Raw genomic sequence first — 25,446 nt, forward strand, 5'->3', positions numbered from 1 at the left:
GCGCGCGCGAGGGTGTTGTCTGCGCGTGGGGAGAAGTCCGGCGTTGCTGGAATGCCTACGGTTGATGTCAACGACAAGAGGAGATTCACGATGGCAATGATCGACGTGAACGGAACGACACTGGCCTACGACGAGGCGGGACCGAAGGACGCGACCGCCATCGTGTTCAGCCACTCGCTCTTCTTCAACCGCGCGATGTTCGACTACTACCTGCAGAACTTCTCGCCGCAGTACCGAGTCGTCACCTACGACCATCGCGGACAGGGCGAAAGCGCAAGTGCCCCAATGGATGAGCTCGACATGGACACCCTCACCGACGACGCGGCAGCCTTGATCGAGGCGCTCGACCTCGGGCCGTGCCACTTCGTCGGAAACTCGATGGGTGGCTTCGTCGCCCTTCGGCTCGCCGCGCGTCGGCCGGACCTACTGCGGTCCGCCGTGGCCCTCAATTCTTCGGCAGAAGAAGAGCACAAGCTCGCGGAGTTCGAGCCGGTCGTCGCCGCGGCACGGGACAAGGGTCCTGCCGAGCTGATCGACATCCTGATGTACATCATGTTCGGCGACACCTCGATGGCCGAGGAGACGCCTGCGGCAAAGCACTGGCGTCTGCACATGTTGTCGCTACCGAATTCGATTGCGGATTCGGCACACCAGGTCATCCACCGGCGCTCGATCGTCGACGAGCTGGCGTCGACGAAGGTGCCCGTCCTCGCCATTGCAGGCTCCGAAGATCACGCCTATCCACCGCCGATCTCATCGGAGAACATCGCCGCCGCAACTGGTGGCAGGCACCTCACCGTCGAGGCAGCCGGCCACTCGGTCAGCGCGGAGCAACCCGAGATCGTCGCGGGTCATCTCCGGGATCACTTCGCGAGGGTCGACGGCTGACTTCAGTTGATCTGACGACCCTGCCCGTCCCAAAATGGCTGCCGCAGTTTGAATTTCTGCAGCTTCCCGGTTGCAGTGCGCACCAGTTCGTCGCGGAACTCGATCCGCTTCGGGCACTTATAGCCCGCTAAGTACTTGCGGCAGTGGGTGATCAGATCTTCGGCAGAGACCTCGCCGTCGAGTACGACAAGCGCCGTCACCAGTTCACCCCACTTCTCGTCCGGGATTCCGATGACCGCAACCTCGCGGACCGCCTCGTGCTGCATAAGCGCATCCTCGACCTCGATCGACGACACGTTCTCGCCGCCCGTGATGATGACGTCCTTCTTCCGGTCGGCGATCGTGAGGTAGCCGTCCTCGAAGGTCCCGCCGTCGCCGGTGTGAAACCAGTTGTCGGCCTGCGCTTCTGCGGTTGCCTCTGGATTTCGCCAGTACGACTTCAGATTGTGATTGGTCTGCGTGAGTACCTCGCCGGATTCGTCGATCTTGATCCGCACGCCGATGGCCGGGGCTCCGGCACGCCCGAGTCGCCGAGCTTGCTCGGACGGATCGAGGTCGTCCCACTCCGCACGCATCCGCGACATCGTCAGCAGTGGCGCGGTCTCGGTGAGGCCGTAGATCTGGATGAATTCCCACCCGAGTTCGTCGCGGACCCGCTCGATCGTGCGTGTCGGCGGCGGGGCGCCGGCAACGATGATGCGGACGGTGTCGCGCCCGGGGATGGGACCATCCCAGTCTTTCGCCGCGTCGAGCGCCGCCGCAACCACCGCGGGCGCTGCACACAGGTAAGTGACGCCGTGTCGTTGGATACGACGCAGGATTTCGGCACCGTCGATCTGCCGGATCACGACGTGTGTGACACCCATGCCCGTCGCGGCGAACGGCTGGCCCCACCCGTTCGCGTGGAACATCGGCAGCGTGTGGAGGTAGACGTCGCGGTCGTTGACGCCGGATTGCCATCCGAACACGGTTGCGTTCGTCCACTCGTTGCGGTGCGTCATCTCGACGCCTTTGGGTCGGGCAGTCGTGCCGGAGGTGTAGTTGATCGTGGCGGTCGCGTCCTCGTCGGCTTCCCACGGCTGCGGATCAGCGGCGCTCGCCCAGATCTTGTCGTCGTCCTCGCCGAGCACGAAAACGTGTTTACAGTCGACCTTGTTTCGAGAGTCGTCCAGCAACGAGCGCAACGCTGGATCCACCAGCAGGACTTCGGCTTCGGAGTGTTCGACGATGTATTTGACCTCGGCAGGAGCGAGCCGAAAGTTGATGGGCACCAATACTCGTCCCCAGCCGGAGACGCCGAAGAACGAGGTCAGTAGCCGTGCCGAATTGTGGGAGATGATCGCGACTTTCGCTCCGACCCCGATGCCGAGTTCGTCGAGAGTCGCTGCCTGCGACCGCGCTCGCCGATGCATTTCGCGGTAGGTGATCTCACCCCAGGAATCGGCGGGCTGATCCGGTTCGTCGACGATCGCGATGCGGTCCGGATAGACAGTGACGGCACGGTCCAGGAAGTCGGTGACTGCCAGCGGGTAATGCACGGATACCCCTCTTCGACGAAGCGTTCGCACCGGTAACGGTGTTCACCCATCATCGTGCGCGGGGGGCGATCCGCACCACCCCCGAATGGGGGATGCACCGGGCGCCAAGCACGTCGTGAGTCCCTTCGGAGTGCGGGACCTCCGAAAAGACTAACGAGGCGCGCAGCGCCCTCGAATGCCGCGAGCGCGGGACCGGTAATCGGTCCCGCGCTCGACCCCTCGAACGTCAGTTCTTGAAAACGTCCTTGACGTTTTCGCCGACCTTCTTGATGCCGGCCGAACCCTGGTCCTTCTTGCCTTCTGCCTCGAGATCGGAGTTGTTGGTGGCGTCACCGACAACCTCCTTGACCTTGCCGACGGTGTCTTCGACTGCGTTCTTGGCCTTGTCGACAATTCCCATGGTGTATTCCATTCTACGTGCCCACTCGATTCGAGTGGGCGGTCTTTGGGTAGGCGCTACCGCTCGGTGCGGGCGCGCCGTGGTGGTTTGGCATGAAGTGCAATCCGCGTGACGACGGGGATGCCCGTTGCCGATTCGACGATGTTCGCCTGCTGGGTCGTGGCGGCGGAGACGACGTCAGCGAGGCCGGCGTTGTCCGCAGCTGTCGCGGTTATCTCGATGATCCGTTGGCCGCGATCAGCGAGCGACCTGCCCCTGGCGGTCGCGATGGACGGAGTCGTGCCGAGCGTCGACGCTGCTGCGGAAGCAAACGTGTCGAGGTCGACGCGAAGTGCACCTGCGCCGTTGGTTCCTGGCAAGGTCACCTCACCGAGCCCTCGACGTGGTCGGTGTGCGACCAGCCACCAGAGGCCGAGCACTATTGCAACTACGCCGCCTGCGCCCAATGCCCATGCCCACCAGGCTTGTTCGTCCACGCCCACCGCCCAGGCAAGCACGAGCGTCCGACGATCTTCGGGCAGGTAATCGAGTTGCCACGCTACCGCCAGCGACCCGAGTGCCATAAACGCCAACCCGATAAGTCCGACCAGGACGCGATCTGTGACAACATTCGCGCGGGTCATCGTGCTGTCTCCGAGAATGCGATGGCGAGCGCGGGACGCTTCGATAGGACTGCCAGCTCACGACCGACCGCCGCTTCGGTGGCTGCACCGACAGCTGCCTTATCCACATCGGAAAGAACGCGGCCCTTGATGACCACCTTGCGAAACGACCCACGGACCTCTACCTTTTCGACTCCAGTGACGTCACTGGCTGTGCGCCTTACGAATTCGAGCAGATCGTGGCGACGAATCCAGAGTCCGTCCGTCGCGAGAACGGTGTGCGTCGATCGACGCGGCTTCAGAGCCGAGGCAAGCAGCAACAATCCGACCACCGCGACGGCAATGCCTGCAGGCACCATCCATGCCTGCGCGCTCAGCCCGTCGAGCCTGCCGAGAGCAGGAGCAATCCAGGGCTGGCCGGCTACAGCGCCTGCCTCCACCAACGTGTCTCGGATTGCGACACCCCCGACTGCTATGAGGGCGAGGGCGGCTCCGATCGCTGCTGGGGGTACCGCTGGAGCCGATCTGGGCGGTTTCGCACTTGTCATCTCACTCGTCCTGTCAGTTCGTCCGGCCCATCCGAGCTAGCGGGGACCAGGCTTTTGATCGTCACGTCGACACGGTCGACGGTCATACCGGTGTACTCACCGACCTTGCTGGCAATGTCGGCCCGAACCTGTTCTGTGACAGCAACAACGGGAGCCGGCCAGGTGACTGCCAAGTCGGCGTCGATCCTGATGTGGCCACCATCGACGTGGGCCGATATCCGCGGAAGACCACGGCCGGTGACCTTCGTCAGCATCGATTCGCGGGGGACCACACCGGCAACAGACGTTGCCACCGTGGACGCGATGCGTGTGATCACCCGATCGTCGACACGTAGAGTTCCACGGTCGCCGGCATCGGTGCGGTCGGCTGCTTGCTCAATCACGACCGCGACCTCGCATCACGGACGACAAATCGACGTCACCCGCGGTGTACGCCCCGACTGCAAACCCGATGGCGCCGAGGACCAACGCCAACAACAGTCCGGTGAATCCTCCCGCTGCGGCCGCGATGGCCAACAACAGACCAGCAAATAGTCCGATGACTGCGTTCGACACTGTGGGGCTCCAATGTTCCTGGGATCTGGCTAGATTTCGAAATAGCGTCGACGTCCGACGCGTTTGGCCTGTTTTGTTGCGACTCTGGCAACCCGGCGTAGCCGAGTTCGAATCGATTGTGCAGCAACAACATCCGGGTTGGATGCGGGGATTCGCCGAGCCTGACCGAATTCTCGATCGACGGCGGCGAGAGCCGCGGACAGCGACTCGGCGTCCCCACCTACATCCGGGTGGTGCGTGCGCGCCGCCGCTCGGCGGCGCGCACGATACTCCTGCGAGAAGTCCCGATCATGTTGCGGCACTGCGAATCACGTCTTCGACGATGACGTGGACCGGTCCGGGGACCAGCGCGGCTACGGCGGTGCGGATATCGTCCGCGGCAGTCCGGATCGACGTCCCCAAAGCGAGTGACACATGAACTTCGGTACCCGCATCGGTCAGCCGAATTCCGGAGACACGGCGACCCGGTAGATACGTTGCCGCCTCACCGAATATGCCACCGTGCAGTTCGGCAACGCCGTCTACCGCAAGGACTGCGTGGGCGACGGTGTCCGCGAGTTCCGGCTCGTCGCGGCCGGGCGTGCTGTTGACGCTCACTGCACTCGCGAGGTCTCTTCGGGACCCTCGTCGAATCCCTCGTCGAGGTAGACATCGTGCACGACGATGTTGACCTCGGTGACCTCCAAGCCGGTCATCCGCTCGACAGCAGCGATCACGTTGCGTCGAATGCCTACTGCCAGATCGGCAATGGACACGCCGTATTCGGCAACGATGTCGATATCGACAGCCGCCTGACGCTCGCCGACCTCTACGGAGACGCCCTGGGACTGGTTGACTCGCGCACCGGGGATGCGCTCGCGCAGCGCGCCGATTGCGCGGGTGACGCCGCCGCCGACGCTGTGCACTCCCTGAACCTCGCGGGTCGCGATGCCTGCGATCTTCGATACAACGGTGTCCGCGATCGTGGTGCGACCGGTCGAACTCACCAGAGCCGAATCAGGCTGTGTTGCAACCTGCTTCTGCGCGATGTTCGTGGTCTTCGCGGACTGCACCTCAGTGGTGGTCATTTCCAATCCCTTTCGTTGCGAGAGTCGGAGGCGATGTTTCTCGACTGTGTTTGTCGAAAGGTGAGTCGAGTCGAGTTCACAAAACTGCACGGAAATGTTTTGTAACGTGAGTCACAGCAACATCGGTCGGCGTTCGATCGTCGCGTGTACTCTCGCGGAAGTGTCGAACGACGGGGTCAGCACCGACCGCATCTTCGACGACGAAGAAGCCTGGGCCGGAGCATCGGACAAGGTGCTGGTGCACGCGGCGGCGATCGGCGAGCAAGACGCATTCGAGGCCATCGTTGTCCGCTACGGCCCCCAGCTACTGCGCTACGCAACCACTTTGCTGAACGACCACGGCGCTGCAGAAGAGGTTGTGCAGGACACTCTCGTCGCGGCGTGGAAATCGATATCCGACTTCCGGTTTCAATCGAGTTTGCGGACCTGGCTGTTCGGGATAACCGCACACAAGGTCATAGATCAGCAACGTCGCCGTACAGCTACACCATCGGAAGACTGGGTTTTGGATCGTCCCGCCGAAGCCAGCAGCGTCGATCCGGCTGCGCGCGCTACGAACGCCGGATTTATGGAGGACCTCGGCCTCGCCCTCGGCGAGTTACCGTACAAACAGCGTGCGTGCTGGCTGCTGCGTGAAGTAGAAGGGATGTCACACGAAGAAATCGGACAGGTCATGGCGTTGTCGAACGGAGCCGTCCGCGGCAATTTGCAACGGGCCCGAGCAACATTGAGCGTGCGGATGGCGAGGTGGAGATGACACAGGAACACGATCCCGTGCTCGGTCGCGCGATCGAGAATCTGCGCGCGGCACCAACGGAGCCGCGCTGGGTCGACATCAGTTCGTCCGTGCTCTCGAAGATCCGTGCCACGACACGACGGACCACACCACTCGACGCCCGTTTTCCAACTGCGCCTGCAGAACGCGAGCACGACACTCTCCGAATCAGCGACGCCGTCGTCACCCGGGCAATTCGGCAGGCCTTGCTACGGGCCGGTGCAATCGAAATCAGTTCCATTGCACTGTATCTCGACGAATCCACCTGTACAGGTGCCGAAGTATCCGTCACCGGAACCTACGGTGACGATCTGCGGTCCCTCGGGTCGCACTTCGCCGACGCCGCGGTCGCCGTGCTCGACGCCGTCCTCGGCCCGCCGATGCCTGATCGTCCAGCGCGCGATATCCAGATCCATTTCGTCGACGTGCACGAGAAAGACTTTCCTCAGAACCCGTAAGACACGAAGGACTGATCGATGGACAGCCGAATCGGAGCAACCGCGGCTCAGGGACGTATCGATGCGGTGCTGTTCGACTTCTCTTCGAACCCTGTTTCGCCTGGAACCGAACGACTCGTGGGTGCCCCATTTCACCGACCACGACGGAACGGCGTTCGACATCGACACCCGAACCGAGCTGATGCGCCGGATGACCGCACCGGTCGGGCTCACCGTCGACGTCGACGAAGCCGATCGGCATGCGTGGGAGAACCGCGACCTCGATCCCGCGCTGCATCGCCGCGCGTATGTCAACATGCTGGACAACTCGGGCGTCCCGCACGAGCAGTCGGTGGCTTTGTATTCCCATCTGATCGATCCGATGCAGTGGACGCCGTACCAGGATGTCGCTGCAACCCTCGCGCTGCTGATCGCGCGCAACATCCGCTCGCTGTCGTCAGCAACATTGCCTTTGATGTGCGCCCGGCATTCTCCGCACGCGGCTGGGCCGACCTGGTGGACGAGTTCGTGTTGTCGTTCGAAATCGGTGCCACCAAACCCGATCCGCGGATCTTTCGCCTCGCCTGTGACCGTCTCGGCGTCGATCCTCAGCACTGCCTGATGGTCGGCGACAGCGACGAGGCCGACGGTGGCGCACGTGCCATCGGCTGCGCGTTTGCGCTGGTAGAGCCGACCGAAACCGCCGTTCGCACCCACGGATTACTCGATGCACTCGCGGCGAACAGCATCACCTGAGCTAGCCTGAGCCAATCAGGCGTTGCTATGGCGCCACAGTGGTGCCATAGTGGCGCCATGGACCTCAGCACCTACATCGACAGCCTCCGCCGCGAGCTTGTCGTCGCAGCCGCAGCCGGCGGCGACGACGCAACGGCGTTGGCCGAGCGACTCACCGCACCCCTGGAGTCCGCGACCAGACTTGCGCTACTGAACGCGCTCTCTGCAGCAGCGGACGAGATCACCACCGAACTGGCGCCAGGATCGGTCTCCGTGCGACTCCGAGGCGTGGATCCCGAGTTCGTGGTCACCGCACCGCCGAGCGAGCACAGCTACGAGGACGCCGAGCCGAGCATCCCGGCGCCCTCGGCTTCGAGCGACGCCGACGAGGGCTCGACCTCGCGCATCAACCTCCGCCTTCCAGAAAGCATCAAGACCCGAGTCGAAGACGCCGCAAGCAAGGAGGGCCTGTCGGTCAATGCCTGGCTCGTCCGATCTGTTGTCGCGACCCTCGATTCCGGCGGACCGCGCGCAGGCCGCCGGGTACCCCGCGACGGGGCCGGCTTCACCGGCTGGGTTCGCTGACCAACACCCGCACAACGACATTCGAGGAACCACAGCTATGCCTACATTTGCAACACCGCAACCCATATCGGTCACGATCGAGGTCGGCGTCGGCGATATCCGCATCAATGCAACCGCTCGTCACGACACTGCGGTCGAGGTCCGTCCCAGTGACAGCTCCAAGAAGTCCGATGTCGTCGCCGCAAGCGAAACCCGAGTCGAGTTCGTGGACGGCCGGTTGCTCGTTGCCGCGCCGAAGAACTGGCGCAGATACAGCTTCTTCAACGACGGCGGCTCGGTCGACATAACCATCGACCTCCCGACGGGATCACAGGTGAAGGCGGATGCCGCTGTCGCCAACTTCGGCGCCACCGGCACGCTCGGCGACACGAGGTTCAAGACCGCGACCGGAGACATCCGCGTCGATAGCGTCGACTCCGCGCAATTGACCACGGCCACAGGTGATCTCGTCGTCCGTAAGATCGGCGGTCGCGCAAACATCAGCAATGGCACCGGAGAGATCCGCGTGACCGAGATCGCGGGCAGGGCTGTAGTCAAGAACTCCAACGGCGACACCTGGATCGGCGATGTCACCGGCAATCTCCACGTCAACGCCGCCAACGGCGACATCTCGATCGACCGTACAGAATCCGATGTCAGCGCCAAAACTGCCAACGGCAGCATTCGCGTCGGGGAAGCGACGCGCGGTGCCGTCGCACTGGAAACTGCCTTCGGCAGCCTCGAAATCGGCATCAGCAAAGGGTCGGCGGCCTGGCTCGACGTGCAGACCAAGTACGGCGAGGTCCACAACTCGATGATGGCAGCCGACACCCCCGATTCGAACGACGAGACGCTGGAAGTCCGTGCCCGAACAAGTTTCGGCGACATCGTGATTCGTCGCGCCTGAGCCCTGCTCCTCACGGACCCGCACACGAAAGAAGCGACCATGACCATTCACCCTCCGACCTCGGCGATCTCGGCGATCGGACTGCGGAAGTCGTACGGCGACAAGACGGTGATCGACGGGATCGACCTGAATGTCGCAGAAGGAACGATTTTTTCGCTGCTCGGTCCGAATGGCGCCGGCAAAACCACTGTTGTGCAGATACTTTCGACGCTGATCCCCGCCGATGGTGGTGACATTCGCGTTGGTGGGCACGATCTGGCTGCCGACCCCGATTCGGTTCGTGGGACCATCGGCGTCACGGGTCAATTCTCGGCAGTCGACAACCTGCTGACCGGCGAAGAAAACCTGATCATGATGGCGGACCTCCACCACCTCGGTAAGGCCAAGGGTCGGCGACGCGCTGCCGAACTGCTCGAGCAGTTCGACCTTGTCGACGCCGGACCTAGAACTGCCGCAACCTATTCGGGTGGGATGCGACGCCGACTCGACCTCGCCATGACCCTCGTCGGAAGCCCCCGGGTCATCTTTCTCGACGAACCGACGACCGGGCTGGACCCGCGCAGCAGACGAGGGATGTGGCAGATCATCCGCGCACTCGTCGCCGACGGCGTGACCATCTTCCTCACCACGCAGTACCTCGAAGAAGCCGACCAGCTCGCCGACCGCATTGCACTGCTCGACCATGGGAAGCTGGTCGCGCGGGGAACAGCCGACGAGCTCAAACGCCTGATCCCCGGCGGGCATATCAACCTGGGGTTCATCGATGAGGACGAACTGGAAGCAGCGTCACACGCACTCCGCGGAGATGTCATCCGCGACGACGAGACGCTCACACTTGCGGTCGCCACCGACGGTAGCGCCGAATCGATTCGACTCGTACTCGATCGGCTGAGTTTCGAATCGATTCCGGTCGAGACCCTGTCCATCCACACACCAAATCTCGACGACGTATTCCTCACCCTCACAGGCACTTCCGATACCCAAAAGGCGGACCTGCGATAACAACCCTCTCCTACGCGGCCAAAGATTCCGCGACGATGCTCCGCCGCAGCCTTCGCCACATCGTTCGGTATCCGTCGATGACGATAACGCTGATTGCCTTGCCGCTCGTCTTCCTGCTGCTGTTCGTCTACGTCTTCGGCGGCACACTCGGGAGCGGCCTCGGCGGCGAGTCCGTGGGTCGTGCGGCATACATCAACTATGTGACGCCGGGAATCCTGTTGTTGGCCATCGCAGGCGGCGCGACGGGTACTGCGGTGTCGGTCGCTACCGACATGACAGAAGGCATAGTCGCGCGTTTTCGCACAATGCGGATCTCGCAGTCGTCGGTGCTCACGGGACACGTTCTCGGCAGCATGATCCAGACGGCGCTGTGCGTGGTCGTCGTTCTCGGCGTAGCACTTGCGATCGGTTTTCGCCCAACCGCCGGCCCGCTGGAATGGGTTGCGGCACTTGGCCTGCTAGCCCTCATCACCCTGGCCTTGACGTGGATCTCGGTCGCGCTCGGAATGATCTCGAAGAGCGTCGAAACCGCGAGCAACCTCCCGACCCCGTTCGCGTTGCTGCCTTTCCTCGGGAGCGGCTTCGTGCCGACGGACTCGATGCCGACCGTGTTGCGTTGGTTCGCCGAGTACCAACCCTTCACGCCCATCATCGAGACGCTGCGCGGACTGTTGCTCGGCTCGGCCATAGGGTCGAGCGCGGTCGTCGCGATCGGCTGGTCGTTCGCCATCGGCCTTGCCGGATTCTTCTGGGCGCGAGCCTTGTTCAGAAAGAGTCCGGCAGTCTGACGCCGATCCGGATCAGGCCGTCTTCGTAGTCGACGATGCGGCTGAACTTCCGTCGAGCAGGATCTTGGCGATCAGCGCCGGATCGTCGGACATCGGAACGTGGCCGAGCCGCGGCAAGACGGACAGTTGCGCAGCGGGGAATTGTTCGAGCACACGTCGAGCCTGGTAGACCGGTAGCACGAGATCCCGTCGGCCCCACGCCACCGTTACCGGGATAGCTGGATCGACGACAGCGGGGAGCACGAACGGAAGCGGCCCCAGCGGATCGAGTACCTCGTTCGCCATCAAAGACCGACTGTCGACCAACGCGTCATCGTAGGAGATACGACTTGGCTTCGCAAAGAACGGCGCCAACGCTGCATATCGAATTGGCCTGAATTGCAACGCTTGCGGCAGACGATCGCCCGTGATCTTCGCCAAGGTTCGAATCGAAACGAACGTCGCACGTGCACGCTTCTGATCGAGCCTGTTGACGAAGAAGCCCGCGGGCGACAGCGCGGTCGCGGAGACAACTTCGCCGCGAGCCGCGAGCGCCAGCGCCAGCCAGCCACCCAACGAGTTGCCTGCGATGTGCGCTCTTTCGCCTTCCGGCGTTACTTCAGCGACGAACGCACTCAACTCGTCGGTCAGGAACTCGAGCATGTTGGGAGGCTGCCCGACCGCGGGCGACTCTCCATGGCCTGGCAGGTCGACCGTCACCACCCGCCGGTACGGCGTCAGTCGGTCGAGCAGCACGTCCCAGCCCTGCCGACGGTGTGTGACCCCGTGGACGAGAACCAGCGTCGGACCCGAACCGGAGATGTCATGCGCCAGTTTCATATGGCGATGCTATCCAACTCACGTCGATCGGGCAGCAACCTTCTCGCTCACGAGTTCGTCGTCGTCCAGCGGTTCGACGTCGTCGCCGTTGAGTACGGCACGCATACGTTCCTTGTCGAGTTGACCTTCCCAGTTCGCGACGACGAAGGTGGCGACGCAGTTGCCGAGCAGATTGACCGAAACCCGCATCGAATCCATGATCCGATCGGCGCCGAGTAGCAGTGCAACTGCGGCAACGGGGATCGCTCCGTGGCCGATCGCGGCTACGGTCGCCGACAGTGCAAGGAACGACGAACCGGGAACACCCGCCATTCCCTTGGACGTCAGCATCAGAATGAGGACGGCCGTGATCTGTTCGCCGAGCGTCAGATCGACGCCGAGCGCCTGCGCGAGAAACAAGACGCAGATGGATAGGTACAGCGTGGCACCGTCGAGATTGAACGAATAGCCCGTCGGCACAACGAGACCCGTCGTCGTCCGGCTGCATCCAGCGTTCGTCAGTTTCGCCATGATGCGTGGGAGGACCACCTCCGTCGACGCCGTGCCGAGCGCGATGAACAGCTCGTCCTTGATGTAGCGCACGAACTTCCACAGGTTGACGCCGGCGAAGATCCACGCAATCCCACCAAGAATTCCGATGAACAGTACAGCGGCGAGATAGCAGCACAGAATCAATTTGCCGTAGCTTCCGAGCGAGGAGATTCCGTACTGGCCGATGATGTAGGCCATCGCGCCGAAGGCTCCGATCGGTGCCAGACGCATCACCCAGCCGATGATCGTGAAAAAGATCTGGCTGAAGTGATCGATCAACTCGAACACGATCGGCGGACCCTTTTCACCGAATTTGGCGAGAGCCAGACCGAACAGCACGGCGAAGAACAACACCTGTAATAGGGCGTTTTCGGCGAATGCCGAGATGATCGAGGTCGGGATGATGTTGAGGAGAAAGTCGACCGTGTGCGGGAGTTCGCCGCTGTTCGTCTTCTTCTCGACAGCCTCGGCACCGTTCGCGAGGGTTTGCGGATCGATCCGGAATCCCGATCCGGGTCCGAACAGATTCCCGATCAGCAACCCGAACAGCAGGGCGAAGGTCGTCACGGCCTCGAAGTAGATCAAGGCCTTCACGCCGATCCGGCCGACCGACTTCAGATCACCGACATGTGCGATGCCGAGCACGACGGTGCAGAAGATGATCGGTGCGATCAGCATCTTGATCAGCTTGATGAAGCCGTCTGCCAGCGGTTTGAGGTCGGCTCCGAAGTCCGGCCAGATCCAGCCGATCGCGATGCCGCCGACTATCGCGACGAGCAGTTGCACGAACAGCGACCGATACCACCGGGTCCGGGTGGCCGGTCGCGCCGGCTCGCTGTGGGGAGTATCCGTATCGATCGCCATGGTGGGAACGTACGACCGGTCGATGACGCTTTTATTATCGATGTGTTCCAACGGGCAATAGTTTGATCGCGGGCGAGAACCCATCCTGGAAATTGTGGGTCGCGTGCGTCTCAATTTCGCCCATACGGTTCAATTCGGACATGACCCTCGCTGCAAGTCAGATCGATTCGCCAGTCGTCACGATCTTTTTGCCCCTCGCGTTGGCCGTCATCATGTTCGGACTCGGACTCACCCTGACGATCGCCGACTTCAAGCGAGTCGCAAAGGTACCGAAGGCAGCGATCATCGCGCTGGCCGTCCAGATCCTCGTTCTGCCGGCGATCTGCTTCGGCCTCGTCCTGCTGTTTGCGCTACCCAACGAACTCGCTGTCGGCATGATGCTGCTCGCGGCTGCTCCGGGTGGAACGACGGCGAACCTGTTCAGCCACCTGGCAGGCGGTGACGTCGCATTGAACATCACGCTGACGGCGATCAATTCCGTGCTCGCCGTCGTAACCCTGGCGCTCATCGTCGGACTTTCGGTCGCGTACTTCCTGGACGGCGACGAGAACATCGGCTTGCAGCCGCAGAAGATGCTGCAGGTGTTTGCAATCGTGCTCGTCCCCGTTGCCATCGGAATGTTCGTGCACGCACGGTATTCGGCCTTCGCTGCGCGGATGGAACGGCCGGTGAAGATCGCGTCGGTCGCGATCCTCGTCATCGTGGTCGTGCTCGCACTGATCGGCAATTTCGAAGCGCTGTCCGAGCACGTTCTCACGATCGGCGCTGTCGCGTTGCTGTTGTGCTCGCTGAGTCTCGCAATCGGCTACTGGATTCCGAAACTTGCAGGGGTGCAGCGCCGCCAGGCAATTGCGTCGGGTTTCGAGATCGGTATCCACAACTCGACGCTGGCGATCACCATCGCGATCTCGGTGATCGGCAACGAGGAAATGGCGATCCCACCCGCGATTTACGGCGTGCTTATGTACCTCCCGGCGGCGGTGATGTTGAGACTGCTCCGCCGCCATGAGTCCGTCGAAGCCTAGGCAGTCGCCGAGTCTTCTACCGCCACAGCGCGTTTGCCGTACAGCGCCCGAGCCTGCTCGGGAGTGACCGTCGTCGCGCGCAACGGCGGCGCACCCTCGTAGTTCTGGCGCAGCACCGAATGTGTCATCGGCAGAACCGGTTTGATCACTCCGAGTTCGATTTTCGGGCTGCTGGTCATCTTGACCACCGTGCTCACGAACGGCTTGAAACCCCGGTCGACAAGATTCGGCTGGTCGAAGTCGCCGAGCTCGCGCATCCATTTCGGCAGCGAGGCGATAGTCGCCGGTGCAAGGAGGCGGCTGAGACCCCAGAACGGCAGCTTGCCGTTGGCATACGGGGTGCGCAGTAGGTAGTGCATCGCCTTGTGCGCATGCTCGGACGAGCACAGTTGCGGCCGCATCCGCGCGAAGTACTCCCGGACCTCATCGCGGGACGACGGCACATCGGACGGCTTGCAGGTCTGCAGTTCAGCGGCGACCACACACTCGCGCCAGTACTGCGCTTCCTCGTCAGGGCTCAGCGGGCCGGGTCCGTACAGCTCGTAGCACTTGAGCACCGAATGCCAACCGGTAACGTGGATCCACAGCTGTGACGCGGGATCGTTTGCGCTGTAGCGCTTTCCACTGATCGGCTCGATACCCGTCGCCTTTGCGTGGACGCGCTGGAGCATCTCCGATGTCTGGATGGCAGAGCGGCTGTCGCCGATCGCGGCGATCAAGAAGTAGGACAGTGTCCCGTCGAGGCGGCCCTTCGGGTCGGTGTAGATGCCTTACTCGTCAGCGACCGCGGCGGCGAGAAACGGATCGAAATGTTCGAGCACGACAGAGCGCTGGAATCCGATCAGCGCCGTCGGAGCGGTCCAGACCTTCCAGGTCGGCGAATCCGGTCCGAAGAATCCGTAGTCCTGGCGACGCTGCGTCGGGTCGAACGGCCAGCCGCGTTTGGCGATCTCGTGTGCACCACTCATGTGTGCGTCCTCCTCGTTGAGGTTTATGGGGTCAGTGTCACGCATGCCGGAAGGCACGGTAGACGGCGTTGCCGATGAAGTCGGCGAGTTCTGCTGGTGTCCAGTCGGATTCGTCGTGCAGCAGCGAACGCACCGCACCCTCGCTTGCGGACATGAAGTGCTCAACGAGCACTGGTAGCTTGCGCTCGATGTCGACCGTTCCCCACAGTTCCAGGGTCGGCCTGATGCGGCGTGCGAAGAAGTCAGCGACCACCGAACGACCGCGGCCGAACTTGTCGGCGACGGCGGGGTCCGGATCGGCGTCGAAGACGATGCGCCACGAATCCGTGCGGGCTGCGACAGTGTCGAGCAGCGCGCGGAAACCGTCGACGAACACTTGCGCGTCTGCATCAGCGCGGCCGCGCGGAAGTGCTGCGATCGCGCCGGAGATGAGGTTCTGCTCTTCACGGCGCAGCATCGCCTCGATGAGTGACACACGATCGGTGAAGCACGAGTAGACGACCGGCCGTGTGACCTGCATCCGATCGGCGACGGCGCCGATGGTGACTGCGGCGACCCCCTGCTCCACCGCAATCGCCAAGGCAGCGTCCAGCACCTGCGGACGTCGCTTTTCCGGTCCGAGGTGCGCTGCCCGCGCACGCCGATCCGAAGTTTCTACACTCATGAATAATAATGCTACATTGCTGAATAATTGTTGCCAACCCCGGACCCGTTTCGATCCGAAGGACACCGATGACCGCCCTGTTCAATCCGCGCACACCAGACTTTTCCGAGTTCGACGCGCCGACCCGACGCATCTTCGAAGCGACGATCGACTATTTCGAAACGCTCGGAAAACGCCAGCTCCTCGAAGACGATCGCGAGCGCGTCTGGTACGCCGACTTCCTCGACTTCGTCAAGCGCGAGCGGGTGTTCGCGACACTGCTGACACCGGCTGCCGAGGCGGCGGGCGACCCTGACAAGCGTTGGGACACAGCGCGTATCGCGATGATGAGCAAGATTCTCGGGTTCTACGGCATCCAGTACTGGTACGTCTGGCAGGTCAGCATCCTCGGCCTAGGGCCAATCTGGCAGTCCAGCAACGCAGACGCCAAGCGCAAGGCAGCCGATCTACTCGATTCGGGCGCAATCTTTGCGTTCGGTCTCTCCGAAAAGGAGCACGGCGCCGACATCTACCAGACCGACATGGTGTTGACGCCGAACTCCCGTGGTGGCTACTCGGCGAGCGGTGGCAAGTACTACATCGGCAACGGCAACCTTGCGGGCATGGTCTCGGTGTTCGGCCGCATCGAGGGCATCGAGGGTCCGGAAGGCTACGTCTTCTTCGTCGCCGACAGCCAGCACAAGGCCTACAAGCTGCGAGACAACGTCGTTGCATCTCAGATGTACGTCGCCGCATTCGATCTGGAGAAATATCCCGTCGCCAAGAAAGACATCCTGCACACCGGGCCGGCAGCGTTCGATGCGGCGATCAACACCGTCAACGTCGGCAAGTTCAACCTCGGCTTCGGTGCGATCGGCATAGTCGAGCACTCGTTCTACGAGGCACTCACCCACGCCGAGAACCGCGTCCTCTTCGACACGAAGGTCACCGACTTCGCCCAGGTCCGCCGACTCTTCACCGACAGCTACGCGCGTCTGCTCGCCATGAAGCTCTACAGCGAGCGCTCGATCGACTACATGCGGTCGGCGTCGATCGACGATCGCCGTTACGTGCTCTACAACTCGATCGAAAAGATGACGGTCACGCGCCAGGGGCTCAAGGCGATCGAGGACATGTTCGACATCATTTCGGCGCGCGGCTTCGAGAAGGACACGTACTTCCAGATGGGCGCGCTCGGCATCATGGGTCTGCCCAAGCTCGAGGGCACGGTCCACATCAACTTGGCGCTGGCGTTGAAGTTCATGCCGAACTACCTCTTCAACCCGGCCGACACCAGCTTGGCACTACTCGGACTGCGCGATCCGAAGAAGGCGGAGCAGAGCCGCATTCCCGACGGCGCGTTCCGAACGGCATTCTCGCTCTCCCGCAAGGCAATTCGCTCCGCCGGACCGGTTGTGAAACGCCTGCGGCCTGCGAAGTCGGCGTTCGCACCCGTGCCGACCCGTCGCGATTTCGCGGACGACAAGTTTCTGTTCGAACAGGGACCGACGAAGGGCCTGTTCAAGGTCAAGTTCCACGACTGGCGCCCGACCTTCGAGAAGGCTGCTCATCTGCCCAACGTCGGCAAGTTCGTCGAGCAGATCGACGCACTGCAGGCGCTGCTCGGTAGTGCCCCGCCGTCGAAGTCGCAGCGAGCCGACCTCGATTTCCTGCTGTCGTTCGGCGAGATGTTCTCGTTGATCCCGTTCGCGGAGCTGATCCTGGAACAGGCCGCGATCGCCGGCACGGACGACGCGGTGGTCGACCAGATCTTCGACGTCTTCGTCCGCGACTTCTCGACGCATGCGCTGGCGCTGTCCGCCAAGCCGACGGCAACGCCGGCCCAATACGCTGGTGCGCTGAGGTGCATCCAGCGTCCGGTCGCCGATGCCGAGCGTTTCGAGACGGTGTGGGCACAGGCTCGCGCACATGCGAACACCTATGAGATGAATCCCTGATCCAGCGCTGACTGCCGCCTCGATCCGAATCGTTCGGGTCGGGGCGGCCCTGTCTACTCGACTTGGTTCGCGATACAGTGAGAGAGTTATCGCATAACTCTTTCATCGTCGAGGGAGATCGCCATCGTGACCCGAGCAGTAGCCGAGATCAAGCCACCCGCCCGTCCTTCGCGGCGTCCCATCGAGCCGGGGACCCGGATGTGGGACGAAACCGGGCTCGTCTCCTTCTCGCTGACTGCCGGGACAGCGTTTTTGTTGCAGACGATGGAACCGACCATCTCGACCGTTGTCGACGAACACTCGACCTTCCGGACCGACCCACTCGGCCGGGCAGCGCGCAGCATCGCGTCGGTGATGATGTGGGTGTACGGCGGTGACGAGGCGATCGCAGAGGCCGATCGCCTGCGCGAGATGCACAGGCACCTGAATTCGGTTGACGCTCATGGCGTCCGACACACCGCCCTGTCGACCAAACCGTGGGCATGGGTACTGCACACCGGGACCTACGCCTTCTGTGAGGGCGCGAAATATTTTGCCAGGCAACCTCTTTCGTACGCCGAGAAGGAGGCGTACTACCAAGAAACTGTGCAGTTGATGCGCAACTTCAGGGTCGCCGAGAAGGAAATCCCCGCGACGTACGCGGATTTCGTCGTCTACTTCGAAGACGTCGTCGCTCACGATTTGAAGGCAACAGCCGTCACGCAGGACTTCCTGCGGCTGTCCGCGCAGCTGCCCGCACCACCGCAACTGCCGCGGGCGTTCAGACCGCTGTGGACCGCGGTCACCGCACCCATCGGCAAGATGCAATACCTCGCGACCGTTGGCTCCACCCCCGAAGTAGCACGCCGCAAACTCGGGATCGAATGGACAGCGACGGACGAACGCAAACTCCGCGCCCTCGGCTGGGCCGTCGCCCGCGGTGTGCCGATGCTCCCGGAACGATTGCGGTACTTCCCTATTGCCTACGAAGCGCGCCGCCTGGAGCGGGACAAGCAGCGGCTGCGAAAGCTGATCGATCTTCGTCCGATGTAGTCAGGTGTATACCCGGGTCGGGGTGATGAGCAGCGGCGAAGAGAAGCGCTCGGCGAATCGCTCCGGCGTGCCGAAGAGAACCCCGATTCTCTCGAGATACTTGGCTACGTAGGCGGGCTGCTCGTGCGCCGCAGACTGATCGGGAGCCGATTCGGCGACACCCTCGACGCGAACGATATTGCGTCCGATATCCGTGCCGTCGAGCGTCAGACTCACCTTGGGATCGTGCCTTCCCTCGGTGCTGTCGCACGGGAAGCTACCCGCACGGTACGACAGTTCGGTCGGGCCCCGCTCATCAAGGTGGGCCGACAACCAACCCTTGGGGCACTTCTTGCCGCGCTCGTCTGGACGGACCATTGGTGCTACCCAGGCGATCAGGAGTGCAATCCCGTGAACGTACTGACGACGTGGCTTCGCGAGCCCAATCCGGACACGTTCCCCTACGACGCCGTCCTCGCGACATTCCAACGCGTCGGAAAGCACTCGGTCGAGGCGGACGTACTAGAGGCTCTCGACCAGGTACGTTCGCGAGTTCGCGAAGGTTCGATCGCCGGCGACAGCACACTCGCTCGATTTCTGAGTGTCGCCCTCGACAAGTTCGACGAACGTTTCGACAACCCGAGTTACCTTGCGCTCGAACTGCTGGCGTTACCTGCCGCGGACACTGATGGTTGTCCTATGGCCGCCGCGCGACGCAGCGATCGACTCGTGCTGCAATTGGTCACCGACATCATGCATTTCGAACTCTCGGTGCTCGACGGCACCGACGATCGACTACCTGTACTTCGACCGGACCTGCGCACAGTCACCAAAAGGTGCCGCCTCGGCATGCGCATCGCACGTCCGGCAATGGAGCGACTCGGCATAGCGTTCGACGGGCCCGACACTGCACACGCACTCGAGTCGGCCCGACACATGTGCGCAGCGGTCCGCAACGACATGGCAAAGGGCGAGCACCTGACCTTGCGGCGGAGCATTCTGCCCGTCAGTCTCGTGCACGACGAATACCTGTTCATTCGCGTATTGCAGTCGTACGAAGCGACATTCGCGGCGGTGGCGGTGAATCTGGCCAGCACGATTCAGGCCTTGTCGCTCGGCATGGGAGCGCGCGCTATACACGCACTCGCATCGGCCGAAAAGTCGTTCCGTGATACGTCGCTGCTCTTTTCGATGGTTGCCACGATGCAGCCTGTGGCGTTTCTGAAGTTCCGCGAGTACACCGATGGCGCAAGCGCAATTCAGTCGCAAAACTACAAGATCGTCGAAAGCCTATGCCGTACGCCGGAACTCAGTCGCATCGAGTCGCCGGCGTATTTGTCGGTTCCGTCCGTCCGCGGTCGGGTTCTTGCCGGACAGCGCACGGTCGACGACGCGGTTGCATCCTCGACCGATCAGCTCACCGTGAGCGTGGGCGAATCCCTCCACAGTGCAATGCAACAGTTCGAGAAATCGGTGCTGCGTTGGCGTAAGACGCACCACCGCGTCGCATCCCGAATGTTGGGACACCGACGCGGCACCGGCCATACCGAAGGAATCCCTTACCACGCCAACACCAGGGCAATTCCCATCTTCGGTCGTTGCCCTGCTCTAGCGCTGCTCTCTGCCTGACACCTATCCTTGGCCTCCGACCAAAGCCTCTGTCAGTCGAATTCAGGAGAGCCAGTGGACTTCACGATCGCGCAATCGATCCGCCTGCTGGAGTTGCTCGACCGCGACGAACTGACGCGTCTCGCACATGCGGTGGGTGGGGCCATCGACAGCAAGAACTTCGAGGACTTTCGCAACCTGTATCTCGCGACTGCCGACGCGGCGACGCCCGGTGGCGTGGTCGAGGGACTGGACGCCATCATCGAGATGGTGGTCCGCAATCATCAGGACTTCGAGACGACGCAGCATCACGTCGGCGACGTGCAGGTCCACCTCGATGGCGATACCGCAACGGTAGCGGCGAACGTGATCGCGACGATGGTCCCGCGGGCGGCAGAGCCCGAGGTCAACACCTCACTTGGCGTTCGTTATCGCTACGACGCCGTGCGGACGGACGAGGGCTGGCGCTTCGCGCGAGTCGAAATCGATCTGCTCTGGCGGCGATAAGGGCGCTACGCGCCTCGTGCGCACTTTCGGAGCGCCCCGCCCTCCAAAAAGACTCACGAGCCCGGAGGGCCTTTGGCCGGAAATATCGATTTGTTGGCCAGCAATATCTGGCCACTCGAATGCGTGCACGTGATCATGAGTAGGGGTTGACTGTTCGATAGCGACGCCACCGACCGAGAAGGACAACAAATGACAGACTTCGACTACGACGTCTTGGTGATCGGATCCGGCTTCGGCGGCAGCGTGAGCGCGCTGCGACTGACCGAGAAGGGCTACCGCGTCGGTGTGCTCGAATCAGGTCGGCGCTGGAACGACGGCGACTACCCGAAGTCCAACTGGAACGTTCGCAAATCCATCTGGGCACCCCGACTCGGCATGACGGGTCCGCAGCGGATCAGCATCCTCGGCAAGTGCGCGGTGTTCAGCGGCGCGGGCGTCGGCGGCGGATCGCTCATTTACGGCAACACCCTCTACGAACCCCTGCCCGCGTTTTACACCGACAAAGCGTGGTCGCACATCACCGATTGGCGCAGCGAACTCGCCCCGTACTACGACCAGGCGAAGCGCATGCTCGGCGTCGCGACCAATCCACGGATGACGCCTGCCGACGAGGTCATCCGTGACATCGCCGACGACCTCGGCGTCGGCGACACCTTCCATATGACCAACGTCGGCGTGTTCTTCAACGAGGGTCGCGAAGGCGAAGAGGTCGACGATCCGTACTTCGGCGGTGCGGGTCCGCGCCGGTCCGGCTGCGTGCACTGTGCGCGGTGTTTCACCGGCTGCCCGCACAACGCAAAGAACACGACAACAACCAACTACCTCTATCTCGCCGAACAGGGTGGCGCAGAAGTCCACCCGTTGACGACGGTGACCAAAGTCGAGCCGCTTGCCAGTGGTGGGTACGCCGTCGAGACGGTGCAGTCGAATCGCTGGATCCGTAAGGGCCGCAAGACGTTCACCGCCGAACAGGTCGTCTTTGCCGCAGCAGCGCTCGGCACCCAGAAGCTGCTGCACAAGATGCGCGACGAGGAAACGCTGCCGAATCTGTCACCCACGCTCGGCGAGCTCACCCGAAGCAACTCCGAAGCGATCCTGAACGTCGTCAGCAACAAGCGCACCGACTTCGCGCAGGGCATCGCCATCACGTCGTCGATCCATCCGGAAGCCGACACCCACGTCGAGGTCTGCCGTTACGGTTCCGGCCAGAACGCACTGTTCCCGATGTCGGTCCCGATCGTGGACGGCGGCGCATTCCGCTTCCTGCGGTTCCTGCTCGCGATCGTGTTGCATCCAATCGTGTTCGCACGCAGCCTCAATGCCCGTGGCGCCTCCGATCGTTCGGTGATTCTGCTGATCATGCAATCGCTGGACAACTCGCTGACGTCGTACCGCCGCCGCGGCCTGCTGAAGACCAAACAGGGGACGGGAGAACCGAATCCGACGTGGATCCCGGTCGCCCACGACATCGGCCGCCGGTTCGCCGACAAGATCGAAGGCGATACCCACAGCCTCGCGATGGACATCTTCAACATTCCGGCGACAGCGCACTACATCGGCGGCTGCGTCATCGGCGACTCACCCGAGACCGGCGTCGTCGATCCCTACCAGCGGGTCTACGGCCATCCCGGTCTGCACGTCGCCGACGGTTCGGCCGTGACAGCCAACCTCGGTGTCAACCCCTCGCTCACCATCACCGCGCAGGCAGAACGTGCAATGGCGTTCTGGCCAAACAAGGGCGAGGCAGACACCCGATCGTCACTCGGAGCCACCTACCAGCGGATCGAACCGGTTCGGCCGAAATGTGCTGCGGTTCCCGACTTTGCGACGGGCGCGCTGCGACTTCCGATCGTGGAGATCACAGCTTCCGACAAGCAGCCAACGAAGGTCGTCGTACCGAGCGATCACGTGTCGACGTAGTCGAGGAGGGGCGCGAGCGCCGCGGCGGCGCGCAGCAGCGCATACGAACGGTTTGTGATGCTGACGTCGCGTGCTGCCAACGCTTCGCCGACGTCGGTCCACCGTCGAGTGCTGCGCAGGTCCGGCAGCAGCGCTCGTAGCGATTCGATGCCGTAGCCGGCAAGTCTCAGCTGGTGCACGATCCGCGCGTCCCGCACGTCGCTCGGCGCGTACATTCGGGCTTCGGCGGTGGATGTGCGACGAGGAACTACGAGCCCTTCGGCGTCCCAGTGCCGCAGCGTCGACGGTCTGATTCCTAGTGCGTCGGCGAGTTCGGAGATGCTCATCGCATCCGACGAACGAGAATCGTCGATCGTTTCCGCAGCGATCGCCGCAACAGCCTGTTGTGCTCGAGCGAGATCTTGGCGCTCAGCATGCAATCGCGCGTGCGCAGCGTCGAGTAGTTCGAGCAGATCCTTCTTCGGCAGCGTGTACAGCGCTCGCATCACTATCTTGGCCTCGACGGGTCCGACGCCGGCAGCCAGTTCTCGATAGGCCCGGGCAGCGTGGACATGAACGTCGGAGTAGATCCGATAGCCGGTCGGTCCACGCCGAACGTCGGGCAGCACACCGTCGCGCTCCAGATTGCGGATCTGCTGAACGGAGTATCGCGATTCCCGCGCGACGTCGGCGGTCCCAAGGGGTGACTTGCGACCTTCCATCGGATCCTCCCAGCTCTGCTGCGTCGAAGTCTCCACAGGGACTTGAATGACACGCTAGAACACATGAGCCTCGACGAGATCAGAAGCTACATCGGCGACCTGGACGGCGTCCTCACCCTCGAACCGCAACCCGGCGACGGATCCCCCGAGATCAGCTGGGGTGATCTGTTCTTCTACTACGCACCGGACGGGGTGGTGCCACGAACGCAACCCTTCGCGACCATCGTGACGAAGGACTATCCCGACGACAAAGGCTCCCGCCTCGACAGACCCGACACCTATCGCGTGAACATTGCCGTCGTCGCCTCGACGTTCCGCACACTGATCGGCCGCGAGACGCGGGAATCAGTGCCACGGGAATCCGAGACGGACGACGTCGATCCGAGCACTGCGGACGTGGTGATTGCACATCCCGTCTACGCAAGCGCCGGCTGGGTGAGCGTCGTCGATCCGGGCACAGCGACCACCCCGACGGTTCACGAACTACTCAGGTCGGCGCATAGCCGGGCACGAGACACATACGAGCGTCGAACTCGATCAAAATAGTTCTCGTAGCGATGTCCGGACGGCGTGCCCAGCTTCGACATCTTCGGTGAAGGCAACCCAACGAGAGGATCAAGACCATGAAATACATCATCCTGACCTACGGTTCGCAGGCCGACTACGCGACGATGGCAGGCTGGGCGCCCGAGGATTTCGCCGCAATGGGCGAATTCATGCAGTCGTTCACCAACGATCTCGTCGAATCGGGTGAACTCGTCGAAACCCGGGGACTCGACGAACCCGTCCACACTCGACGTGTGCAGGTACAAGCCGGCGCCCCGGTCGTCACCGACGGACCCTATGCCGAAACGCAGGAGGTAATCGCAGGCTACTGGGTCGTCGAATGCGAAAGCTTCGACAGGGCAACCGAAATCGCCGCCCGGCTTGCAGGGTGCCCGAGTCCTGGCGGGGTGTTCGCGGACAGTTTTGCCGACGTTCGACCACTCGTCGAGCACAAGGAAGATCTGTTGCCGTAAGCCCGCCCGACTGGTGCGCGCATTCGAGGCAGCACAGCCGTCGCAAGATCGCTACCTCCCCCTGGGTCGAATGTGCGCACCCGCGAGTGGACGGTCCACCACCGTCGGATATCTGGAAGCTTTCGGCGCCCGGCCGCATGGTTGACGAGTTCGAATTTCGTCACCGTGCACCGGTGCAACGCCGCAAGGAGACCACATGACATCCACCGTGAACCCGACCATCACGTCGACCGATGCCGACAAAGCCCTCAAAGCGAAACACCGCTCGATGTGGGCATCGGGGGACTACCCGGCCGTAGCCACGGACCTCATCGCAGACCTCGGACCGACGATCGTCGCGGCCGCGGGAATTACTGCGGGACAACACGTCCTGGATGTTGCGGCAGGAGCCGGCAACGCGTCGCTGCCTGCTGCGGCCTTGGGAGCGCGCGTCGTCGCCTCCGACCTGACGCCGGAACTGCTCGACGTCGGTCGTGCACGTGCGGCGGAACGTGGCCTCGACCTGACCTGGACCGAAGCCGACGTCGAAGCACTGCCCTTCGCCAATGACGATTTCGACGTCGTCTTCTCCGTCGTCGGAGCAATGTTCGCGCCACATCATCAGCAGACCGCGGACGAAATGATCCGTGTCTGTCGCCCCGGCGGAACGATCGCGATGATCAACTGGACGCCGGCAGGTGTGATCGGCCAGCTGTTCAAGACCATGGGTCCCTACGCACCGCCGCCGCCTGCCGGTGCGCAGCCGCCGCCACTCTGGGGCGACGAGGACCACGTCCGCGAACTGTTCGGCGATCGCGTCGACAACATCACGCTCACACGCAGAACCGTGCGGCCTGCGCGGAAGTTCGCGTCGCCCGTCGAGATGCGGGAATTCTTCAAAGCCAACTACGGACCCACCATTGCGGTCTACAACGCGGTCGCGGGCGATCCGGATCGCGTCGCCGCGCTCGACGACGACTTCGAGGCATTCCTCACCCGTACCGACGACCGCACAGCCGGTGCCGCACACTCGGATTGGGCACTGGAATACCTGCTGGTCACCGCACAGAAGCGGTAGCCGACGGCG

At 62.8% G+C, this 25,446-nt stretch carries 29 protein-coding genes and 2 pseudogenes; 17 read left to right on the forward strand and 14 right to left on the reverse strand.

Going from position 1 to position 25,446, the window contains the following annotated elements; all coding sequences use genetic code 11:
- Positions 1-90: 90 nt before the first annotated feature.
- Complete coding sequence (locus tag ACHIRB_RS12950; RefSeq protein ID WP_395124719.1) at positions 91-888, forward strand: alpha/beta fold hydrolase; 798 nt, start codon at positions 91-93, stop codon at positions 886-888.
- Positions 889-890: 2 nt separating this feature from the next.
- Here ACHIRB_RS12950 and ACHIRB_RS12955 read toward each other — a convergent pair whose 3' ends face one another.
- From ACHIRB_RS12955 to ACHIRB_RS12990, 8 genes are all read right to left on the reverse strand, one after another.
- Complete coding sequence (locus ACHIRB_RS12955) at positions 891-2,426, reverse strand: AMP-binding protein (RefSeq protein ID WP_395124718.1); 1,536 nt, start codon at positions 2,424-2,426, stop codon at positions 891-893.
- A gap of 226 nt (positions 2,427-2,652) precedes the next feature.
- Complete coding sequence (locus tag ACHIRB_RS12960; protein ID WP_199703673.1) at positions 2,653-2,826, reverse strand: CsbD family protein; 174 nt, start codon at positions 2,824-2,826, stop codon at positions 2,653-2,655.
- A 56-nt stretch (positions 2,827-2,882) separates the two neighbouring features.
- The gene (locus ACHIRB_RS12965; protein WP_395124717.1) at positions 2,883-3,449 is read right to left on the reverse strand and encodes an Asp23/Gls24 family envelope stress response protein; all 567 of its coding nucleotides are present in this window, start codon (positions 3,447-3,449) and stop codon (positions 2,883-2,885) included.
- On the reverse strand, positions 3,446-3,976 hold the full coding sequence (locus ACHIRB_RS12970) for a DUF6286 domain-containing protein (RefSeq protein ID WP_395124716.1): 531 nt from the start codon (positions 3,974-3,976) through the stop codon (positions 3,446-3,448). The genes ACHIRB_RS12965 and ACHIRB_RS12970 overlap by 4 nt, the downstream gene beginning before the upstream one ends.
- On the reverse strand, positions 3,973-4,359 hold the full coding sequence (locus tag ACHIRB_RS12975) for an Asp23/Gls24 family envelope stress response protein (RefSeq protein ID WP_395117586.1): 387 nt from the start codon (positions 4,357-4,359) through the stop codon (positions 3,973-3,975). Before ACHIRB_RS12975 ends, ACHIRB_RS12970 begins: the two co-directional genes overlap by 4 nt.
- Positions 4,352-4,531 (reverse strand): hypothetical protein, encoded by a 180-nt coding sequence (locus ACHIRB_RS12980; protein ID WP_395117588.1) that lies wholly within the window; start codon positions 4,529-4,531, stop codon positions 4,352-4,354. The genes ACHIRB_RS12975 and ACHIRB_RS12980 overlap by 8 nt, the downstream gene beginning before the upstream one ends.
- 288 nt (positions 4,532-4,819) lie before the next feature.
- The gene (locus ACHIRB_RS12985; protein ID WP_395117590.1) at positions 4,820-5,128 is read right to left on the reverse strand and encodes an Asp23/Gls24 family envelope stress response protein; all 309 of its coding nucleotides are present in this window, start codon (positions 5,126-5,128) and stop codon (positions 4,820-4,822) included.
- Positions 5,125-5,598 carry an Asp23/Gls24 family envelope stress response protein gene (locus tag ACHIRB_RS12990; RefSeq protein ID WP_395117592.1) on the reverse strand — a complete coding sequence of 158 codons (474 nt, stop codon included), beginning with the start codon at positions 5,596-5,598 and terminating at the stop codon, positions 5,125-5,127. Before ACHIRB_RS12990 ends, ACHIRB_RS12985 begins: the two co-directional genes overlap by 4 nt.
- 160 nt (positions 5,599-5,758) lie before the next feature.
- Here ACHIRB_RS12990 and ACHIRB_RS12995 point away from each other — a divergent pair, with 160 nt between their 5' ends.
- From ACHIRB_RS12995 to ACHIRB_RS13025, 7 genes and pseudogenes are all read left to right on the forward strand, one after another.
- The gene (locus ACHIRB_RS12995; RefSeq protein ID WP_395117594.1) at positions 5,759-6,355 is read left to right on the forward strand and encodes an RNA polymerase sigma factor; all 597 of its coding nucleotides are present in this window, start codon (positions 5,759-5,761) and stop codon (positions 6,353-6,355) included.
- A complete protein-coding gene (locus tag ACHIRB_RS13000; protein WP_395117596.1) occupies positions 6,352-6,831 on the forward strand; it encodes a hypothetical protein in 480 nt (159 codons plus the stop codon). The genes ACHIRB_RS12995 and ACHIRB_RS13000 overlap by 4 nt, the downstream gene beginning before the upstream one ends.
- A gap of 18 nt (positions 6,832-6,849) precedes the next feature.
- A pseudogene (locus tag ACHIRB_RS13005) lies at positions 6,850-7,566 on the forward strand (HAD family hydrolase).
- Positions 7,567-7,623: 57 nt separating this feature from the next.
- The gene (locus tag ACHIRB_RS13010; protein WP_395124715.1) at positions 7,624-8,130 is read left to right on the forward strand and encodes a hypothetical protein; all 507 of its coding nucleotides are present in this window, start codon (positions 7,624-7,626) and stop codon (positions 8,128-8,130) included.
- Positions 8,131-8,167: 37 nt separating this feature from the next.
- Entirely contained in the window at positions 8,168-9,016 is an 849-nt protein-coding gene (locus ACHIRB_RS13015; protein WP_395117600.1) for a DUF4097 family beta strand repeat-containing protein, read from the forward strand.
- Positions 9,017-9,055: 39 nt separating this feature from the next.
- Positions 9,056-10,018: an ATP-binding cassette domain-containing protein gene (locus ACHIRB_RS13020; protein ID WP_395124714.1), complete on the forward strand. Its 963-nt coding sequence runs from the start codon at positions 9,056-9,058 to the stop codon at positions 10,016-10,018.
- Positions 10,015-10,806: an ABC transporter permease gene (locus tag ACHIRB_RS13025; protein ID WP_395124741.1), complete on the forward strand. Its 792-nt coding sequence runs from the start codon at positions 10,015-10,017 to the stop codon at positions 10,804-10,806. The genes ACHIRB_RS13020 and ACHIRB_RS13025 overlap by 4 nt, the downstream gene beginning before the upstream one ends.
- Positions 10,807-10,818: 12 nt before the next feature.
- Here the strand turns inward: ACHIRB_RS13025 and ACHIRB_RS13030 are convergent, their stop codons facing one another.
- Positions 10,819-11,625 (reverse strand): alpha/beta fold hydrolase, encoded by an 807-nt coding sequence (locus ACHIRB_RS13030; protein ID WP_395124713.1) that lies wholly within the window; start codon positions 11,623-11,625, stop codon positions 10,819-10,821.
- An 18-nt stretch (positions 11,626-11,643) separates the two neighbouring features.
- Complete coding sequence (dctA, locus tag ACHIRB_RS13035) at positions 11,644-13,020, reverse strand: C4-dicarboxylate transporter DctA (RefSeq protein WP_395117608.1); 1,377 nt, start codon at positions 13,018-13,020, stop codon at positions 11,644-11,646.
- 140 nt (positions 13,021-13,160) lie between these two features.
- Between dctA and ACHIRB_RS13040 the strand changes: the two genes are divergently transcribed.
- Positions 13,161-14,045 (forward strand): bile acid:sodium symporter family protein, encoded by an 885-nt coding sequence (locus ACHIRB_RS13040; protein WP_395124712.1) that lies wholly within the window; start codon positions 13,161-13,163, stop codon positions 14,043-14,045.
- Here ACHIRB_RS13040 and ACHIRB_RS13045 read toward each other — a convergent pair.
- Positions 14,042-15,013, reverse strand: a pseudogene (locus tag ACHIRB_RS13045) (oxygenase MpaB family protein). The gene ACHIRB_RS13040 and the pseudogene ACHIRB_RS13045 sit on opposite strands and share 4 nt — an antisense overlap.
- Positions 15,014-15,050: 37 nt before the next feature.
- Positions 15,051-15,677 (reverse strand): TetR/AcrR family transcriptional regulator, encoded by a 627-nt coding sequence (locus ACHIRB_RS13050; protein WP_395124711.1) that lies wholly within the window; start codon positions 15,675-15,677, stop codon positions 15,051-15,053.
- Between the two features lie 68 nt (positions 15,678-15,745).
- On the opposite strand from ACHIRB_RS13050, the gene ACHIRB_RS13055 reads away from it, so the two are divergent.
- Both ACHIRB_RS13055 and ACHIRB_RS13060 read left to right on the forward strand, forming a co-directional pair.
- Positions 15,746-17,614, forward strand: a complete 1,869-nt coding sequence (locus ACHIRB_RS13055; RefSeq protein WP_395124710.1) for an acyl-CoA dehydrogenase family protein — start codon at positions 15,746-15,748, stop codon at positions 17,612-17,614.
- Positions 17,615-17,740: 126 nt separating this feature from the next.
- Positions 17,741-18,646: an oxygenase MpaB family protein gene (locus ACHIRB_RS13060; RefSeq protein ID WP_395124709.1), complete on the forward strand. Its 906-nt coding sequence runs from the start codon at positions 17,741-17,743 to the stop codon at positions 18,644-18,646.
- Here the strand turns inward: ACHIRB_RS13060 and ACHIRB_RS13065 are convergent, their stop codons facing one another.
- Positions 18,647-19,003, reverse strand: a complete 357-nt coding sequence (locus tag ACHIRB_RS13065) for a pyridoxamine 5'-phosphate oxidase family protein (RefSeq protein ID WP_395117620.1) — start codon at positions 19,001-19,003, stop codon at positions 18,647-18,649.
- 33 nt (positions 19,004-19,036) lie between these two features.
- On the opposite strand from ACHIRB_RS13065, the gene ACHIRB_RS13070 reads away from it, so the two are divergent.
- From ACHIRB_RS13070 to ACHIRB_RS13080, 3 genes are all read left to right on the forward strand, one after another.
- The gene (locus tag ACHIRB_RS13070; protein ID WP_395124708.1) at positions 19,037-20,254 is read left to right on the forward strand and encodes a tryptophan 2,3-dioxygenase family protein; all 1,218 of its coding nucleotides are present in this window, start codon (positions 19,037-19,039) and stop codon (positions 20,252-20,254) included.
- A 54-nt stretch (positions 20,255-20,308) separates the two neighbouring features.
- On the forward strand, positions 20,309-20,740 hold the full coding sequence (locus ACHIRB_RS13075; RefSeq protein ID WP_395117624.1) for a nuclear transport factor 2 family protein: 432 nt from the start codon (positions 20,309-20,311) through the stop codon (positions 20,738-20,740).
- Between the two features lie 189 nt (positions 20,741-20,929).
- Positions 20,930-22,660 carry a GMC oxidoreductase gene (locus tag ACHIRB_RS13080; RefSeq protein ID WP_395117626.1) on the forward strand — a complete coding sequence of 577 codons (1,731 nt, stop codon included), beginning with the start codon at positions 20,930-20,932 and terminating at the stop codon, positions 22,658-22,660.
- On the opposite strand, the gene ACHIRB_RS13085 is transcribed toward ACHIRB_RS13080, so the two are convergent.
- Complete coding sequence (locus ACHIRB_RS13085) at positions 22,645-23,361, reverse strand: MerR family transcriptional regulator (protein WP_395124740.1); 717 nt, start codon at positions 23,359-23,361, stop codon at positions 22,645-22,647. The two genes, ACHIRB_RS13080 and ACHIRB_RS13085, sit on opposite strands and share 16 nt — an antisense overlap.
- A gap of 63 nt (positions 23,362-23,424) precedes the next feature.
- Here ACHIRB_RS13085 and ACHIRB_RS13090 point away from each other — a divergent pair, with 63 nt between their 5' ends.
- The 3 genes from ACHIRB_RS13090 to ACHIRB_RS13100 all read left to right on the forward strand — a co-directional run bounded on the left by ACHIRB_RS13090 (position 23,425) and on the right by ACHIRB_RS13100 (position 25,437).
- Complete coding sequence (locus ACHIRB_RS13090; RefSeq protein WP_395117630.1) at positions 23,425-23,907, forward strand: DUF6194 family protein; 483 nt, start codon at positions 23,425-23,427, stop codon at positions 23,905-23,907.
- A gap of 77 nt (positions 23,908-23,984) precedes the next feature.
- Entirely contained in the window at positions 23,985-24,380 is a 396-nt protein-coding gene (locus tag ACHIRB_RS13095) for a YciI family protein (protein WP_395117632.1), read from the forward strand.
- Between the two features lie 196 nt (positions 24,381-24,576).
- Entirely contained in the window at positions 24,577-25,437 is an 861-nt protein-coding gene (locus ACHIRB_RS13100; RefSeq protein WP_395117634.1) for a class I SAM-dependent methyltransferase, read from the forward strand.
- Positions 25,438-25,446: the final 9 nt, after the last annotated feature.

This window comes from Antrihabitans spumae, assembly GCF_043944905.1.
GTDB classification, from domain to species: Bacteria; Actinomycetota; Actinomycetes; order Mycobacteriales; family Mycobacteriaceae; genus Antrihabitans; species Antrihabitans spumae.